The sequence below is a fragment of the Streptomyces sp. SID1328 genome, assembly GCF_009865595.1.
Lineage (GTDB): Bacteria > Actinomycetota > Actinomycetes > Streptomycetales > Streptomycetaceae > Streptomyces > Streptomyces griseoluteus.
Window position 1 is genome coordinate 1 of sequence record NZ_WWKH01000614.1, and the last position, 4862, is coordinate 4862.

The following is a 4862-nucleotide window of genomic DNA, read 5'->3' on the forward strand; positions in this document are numbered from 1 at the left end:
CTCGCCGAGCCGTCGGCGGACGCCCGCTGGTGTCACCTCTGGATGGAGCACACCGTCGTCGTCGCCCGGCTCCACGCCTTGTGGCTGGCCTGGCAGGAACTCACCGACCCGACCACCTGCGGCTACACCGGACCGTCCATCTGGCACCGCGACCACCTCGACCCCTGCATGCGCGAGCTGCGCGGCAGCGAGGGCCCCTTCAAGGGCTGCACCAAGGGCGAGCACCAAATCGCTCACCGGCTGCCCGGGCTCGTGCCCAGCGCCTGGCGCCAGGAGACTCCCTAAGCACAACAGCCGCCTGTTTTCCTCTCACCACGATCACTCGCGGCCGCCACCGGTCGCCGCGACCGAGCGCTCTCGCGCCGGGGGCCGCCCGCTGCCCCTGGGCGCCGGGATGCAGCGGAAGTCGGGAGGCTTCACACTCCATCGGCTTCGCTGCGGCCTCCGGATACTCGGAGCCGGAAGCGGCACTCTTTATTCATTTCGCGTACGATCGAACCTGCGGATGACACATAAAGCTTGACCCAGAAGGGCCCCGAACTGGGCGGCATCCCAGATCCGAGGCCCCTCCATCCGCGATGCAGCCAGTGAGCCCGGCCGTCCAACATCCGGTCGGGCTTACTGCTGCCCGAACAGCTACGACCGGCGTCCACCGCCCCTTGGTCAGGAGAAGTGCCGCACCGCGAGGTCGGCGAGTCCCGCCATGACAGGCGACCAGTCGATCAGGAACTGCTTGACGAGCCTGCGCCGCTCCTGGCGCTGCTCGACGGCCTCCTGGTCGTTCTGCTCGTCTCCGTTCTCGACGGGCGTCTTGCCTTCCACTAAGCGCCTCCGGGGGCGTCGAAGAAGCCCGGCAGGCATTGCCAGGCCTTCACCGGTGGTGAAGAACGGGCGGACGCCTCGGAGGAACTGACACCCAGCATAGATGGGGGTTAGTACGGCCTACGGCTCTAGGGCCAAGATCAACCACAACATGTGGGATTCGAGCGGAGCCTGAGAGGCGGTCAGAACCCGCTCTCACCTGGCGTGATGGTGGAATGTGGCAGAATGTTCTACCCCTCTATTTAGGGATGGACCACAATTTTGAGTGGTGCACCGATGGGTGGTCAGATTCGTGTGCACTGCGCATGAAGGGAGTCCCGAACTTCGGGTCTCCGGGACTCACACGTTGTGGTGCAGAGGGTCGTCGTACGGGGCAGCTTCCGTTTCCGCAACCTGGGGGGGCGCGAGGATGGTTGGATGGCGATGCCGCCGCGGATCGGCCCTAGCGGTGCCGGGTGCCAGAACGGGCGGGCGAGACGGAGGCGAACCAGTGAGTGACCGGAGTTCCATCGAATGGACCGAGGCGACCTGGAACCCGACGACCGGGTGTGACCGTCTCTCGTCCGGGTGCGACAACTGTTATGCGCTGACCCTCGCGAAGCGTCTAAAGGCGATGGGAGCGGCCAAGTACCAGAACGACGGCGACCCTCGAACCTCGGGCCCTGGGTTCGACCTCACCGTTCACCCCGATTCCCTGCGTATTCCGTACAGCTGGAAGAGTCCGCGGACCGTGTTCGTGAACTCCATGTCGGACCTCTTCCATGCACGCGTCCCCCTCCCCTTCGTGCGTCGTGTGTTCGAGGTCATGGCCGACACACCACAGCACACCTACCAAGTGCTGACCAAGCGCGCGCGCCGTCTGCGGCAGGTAGCCGACCGACTTGAGTGGCCAGCCAACCTGTGGGTGGGTGTCTCGGTGGAGACGGCAAAGGAGCTGCCGCGCGTGGACGACCTTCGGCAGGTGCCGGCCGCCGTACGGTTCTTGTCCTGCGAACCTCTCCTCGGCCCGCTCGACGCTCTGTGCCTGGACGGCATCCACTGGGTGATCGCCGGTGGCGAGTCCGGGGCGAATCACCGAGCGGTGGACCCGGCCTGGGTCACGGCGATCCGAGACCAGTGCGTAGAGGAGAACGTGGCGTTCTTCTTCAAGCAGTGGGGCGGCTACACCCCGAAGGCGGGCGGCCGCACGCTCGAAGGCCGGACCTGGGACCAGTTGCCGCTCACGGCCGCCGTCTGACCGCCGCCTGTTCGGTCAATACCTATACGCAGCGGGTTCACCCACCGCAAACTTGTCGCAGGCATTCTCTCCGGACAAGGAGGCGGGATCTTGGGCGAACCTGAAGTGGTGCTCGATGACGCTGTACTGAATCTCAGCGGTGAGAGCGCCGGAGAGGACGGGACCGATACCAGCAGCCCGTTCTTCGTCAGCAAGAAAGCCGCGGCTGTCCTCAAGCACGCGATCCTGCGCTCCTACGTCGTCCCCTTCGCCAGCAAAGTCGGCAAGTACGCCCCCGACGGCAGGGTCGTCTACCTAGACGGCTACGCCGGCCCGGGCCGGTACGAAGACGGCACCCCCGGATCGCCCGCACTTATCTTGGAGTCCGCGGCCCAGATTGCCGAGTTCCGTCAGCTGGACTGCTACTTCGTGGAGCGGAGCAGGAACAATTTCCGGTCCCTGTCGACCCTCGTCGGCGAAGCGCAGAAACAGGGACTTGCCGCCCACGCGCTGCAGGGTCGGGTAGAGAAGCATCTCAAGCATGTCTTGACCGCAGCCGAGGGAGCACCGCTCTTCGCCTTCCTCGACCCCTTCGGCCTGGGCGTCAGCTTCGAAGCGCTGACCGACCTGGTCTTCGGAAGCCGCACCCGACAGGGTTCTACCGGCCGCCACGCCACCGAGGTACTGCTCAACTTCAACGCCAACGCCGTTCGGCGCATCGGCGGACTGCTAACCAGTACAAAGCACAGCCCCGGCAAACCGGCGACCCTCAGTGCCATGGACGCCGCGTGTGGCGGGGACTGGTGGCGCAAGGAGTTCTTGGACTCCGCCAATAACACCGAAGCCGTCAACCGGATCACGGAGGGCTTCGCACAGCGAGTTGGCAAGGCTGTGCGTGCCGGGTCGTGGACCGTCGAGGTACGCAACCGGGCTCATCATCAGGTCGCCTACCATCTGGTCCACTTCAGCCGACACAAGGACGGCATGTGGCTCTTCGGCGAGGCGGCGAGCCTGGCCCAGGTCGAATGGCGCCGTGCCTGCATTCCGCCGGCCCGCTCCGACACTCTCTTCGACCCCATCGACACCTTCGAGGCCGAAGAACAAGAACGTAAAGCGCAGTGGATCAAGAGGATCATGCAGAACGTAGAAGATCTACTCGACAGACACGGTGACTTTATAGTCGACCACCACCAAGCTCAGGTGATGGCCGGTGTCCTCGGCGAGGCCCGAGCCCTCCACGTCCGGGCAGCCATCAAGGAGCTCTACAAATCCGGCAAGACCACCTGCAACGGTGTCGGTGAGGTCCGACAGCTTCGAGTCACTCGGCCTCGCTGATCTCGGGAGCGCTGACCGCGCCGGGCGGTACCGAGGAAGCGGGGGCCCGGGGCTCCCGGCGGCCACCCGCATCAGCCATGCCGTGGAGCCGGTGGGTGCCGTCTGGGGCATGGACTACCTCCGTTGCTGCCCCGAGCCTCTCCTGCGTATGTCCGGCACCGGTTGCTGAGCGATCCGGGCTGAGTGACTCCAGCCAGGACTGACCGTTAAGTCGGGCATGGGAAACATGATCAGGAATCTGGCCGTTGCCGTGCTCGCGGCATCCGTCGCCCTGCCCGCCGCTGCGTCGGCGTCCGCGACGACGGACGCCGTACGGCGCCCCCTGTGCGGGGAATTCCGTCTCTCGGGGGACCACGTGTGCCTCATGGCCGTGCGTGGGCAAGTGCGGGTCAATCTGCACGTTCAGAAGCAGCACGGCCACGACGCGGCGTTCGCCGCCGGGTATATGGGTACCGGTGGCCATCTATGGCTTGAGCGTCGGCACGGCGGCCGCACGCAGACCCTGGGCCGCAAGACGGCGCGGGGCGACGGGATGGTCTCGATGGGCCAGGACTCGGCGGTCTACGACGGACTGGGCTACAAAGCCCGGGCCTGCGCCGACGCCAAGGGCGGCCGCCTGCGCGCCTGCACCTCCTGGCACTGACGAACCCGGGACGAGCGTGACACCGACGTGCGGGGGCGCCGGGCGCGGGTCACGCTGGCTCCATGGCACCAGCTCGCGTCGTCGTCCACCCACCCGGTGAAACGGGGGGCCGCCGGGTGACCGTGAACGACGAGTTCGTCGGCACGGCCTGGTCCGCGCACGATCTGACGGTGTTTCTCCAGCGTGCCGGTCTGGAGGGGTGGGATGAGCTGGACGTGCTCGCGTGGGACGGGATCGAGTGGCGCGGCGCCGGCATCGACGTCTGGGCATAGCCGCCCCCCCCCGCCATGGCGCCTCAGCTCTGTCGGGGCACGGTATTAGGCTCCAGGGCATGACCGCCCCCACCCCCGAGGCCAGCCCGTTCGACCCGCTCGCTTTCCCCGACAAGCTCCGCGAGGCCCAGCACCTGGCCGCCGACCTGTACGCCGAGCTGCACGACTACCAGCAGACCCTCCCCTGGTCCCGAGAGCCCCACCCCGGCTGGGAGGCGGTTCAGGAGCGGGGCAAGGAGTGGGCCGGGCGGCCCGCCACGGACGGCTGGACGCCTGACCAGGTGGCCAAGTACGACGAGCTGCGCGGCGCACTGCTCGACGCCACGGCCGCTGTGAACACCCACCGCTGGTGGGGCAAGTGCCGGAACGCCGGAGCCGACCTGGTCGCCGCGCGTCAGGCCCTCAAGCACGAGCCTCTCACCGCCGCCTAGAAAGACTCCGGCGGAATCCCTGTCTCCCCGGCCGCGCGGCGAACTAGGGGGTGAAGGGAGGCCCGTTCCGGGCGGCCCCGTCCGGAGAGGATCAGCATGAAGTCCCGTCTGTTCAAGGTCATCAACCCGCCCCTCGGCACCAC

Annotated in this window: 7 protein-coding genes; 6 read left to right on the forward strand and 1 reads right to left on the reverse strand. The window is 67.1% G+C overall.

Translation table 11 applies throughout. The annotated features are described in order from the left end of the window. On the forward strand, positions 1-285 hold a 285-nt coding region (locus GT030_RS19735), incomplete at its 5' end, for a DUF4913 domain-containing protein (protein ID WP_161202235.1). Between the two features lie 378 nt (positions 286-663). On the opposite strand, the gene GT030_RS19740 is transcribed toward GT030_RS19735, so the two are convergent. Next, positions 664-822 (reverse strand): hypothetical protein, encoded by a 159-nt coding sequence (locus tag GT030_RS19740; protein WP_161202236.1) that lies wholly within the window; start codon positions 820-822, stop codon positions 664-666. Between the two features lie 409 nt (positions 823-1231). On the opposite strand from GT030_RS19740, the gene GT030_RS19745 reads away from it, so the two are divergent. From GT030_RS19745 to GT030_RS19765, 5 genes are all read left to right on the forward strand, one after another. After that, positions 1232-2059, forward strand: a complete 828-nt coding sequence (locus tag GT030_RS19745; RefSeq protein WP_202460300.1) for a phage Gp37/Gp68 family protein — start codon at positions 1232-1234, stop codon at positions 2057-2059. Positions 2060-2149: 90 nt separating this feature from the next. Next, positions 2150-3373, forward strand: coding sequence for a three-Cys-motif partner protein TcmP (gene tcmP / locus GT030_RS19750; protein WP_161202238.1), 1224 nt, complete (start codon positions 2150-2152; stop codon positions 3371-3373). Between the two features lie 217 nt (positions 3374-3590). Then, positions 3591-4016: a hypothetical protein gene (locus GT030_RS19755; RefSeq protein ID WP_161202239.1), complete on the forward strand. Its 426-nt coding sequence runs from the start codon at positions 3591-3593 to the stop codon at positions 4014-4016. Positions 4017-4078: 62 nt separating this feature from the next. Further along, positions 4079-4288, forward strand: a complete 210-nt coding sequence (locus GT030_RS19760) for a hypothetical protein (protein ID WP_161202240.1) — start codon at positions 4079-4081, stop codon at positions 4286-4288. A 59-nt stretch (positions 4289-4347) separates the two neighbouring features. Continuing rightward, positions 4348-4719 carry a hypothetical protein gene (locus GT030_RS19765; protein ID WP_161202241.1) on the forward strand — a complete coding sequence of 124 codons (372 nt, stop codon included), beginning with the start codon at positions 4348-4350 and terminating at the stop codon, positions 4717-4719. The last annotated feature ends 143 nt before the right edge of the window (positions 4720-4862 follow it).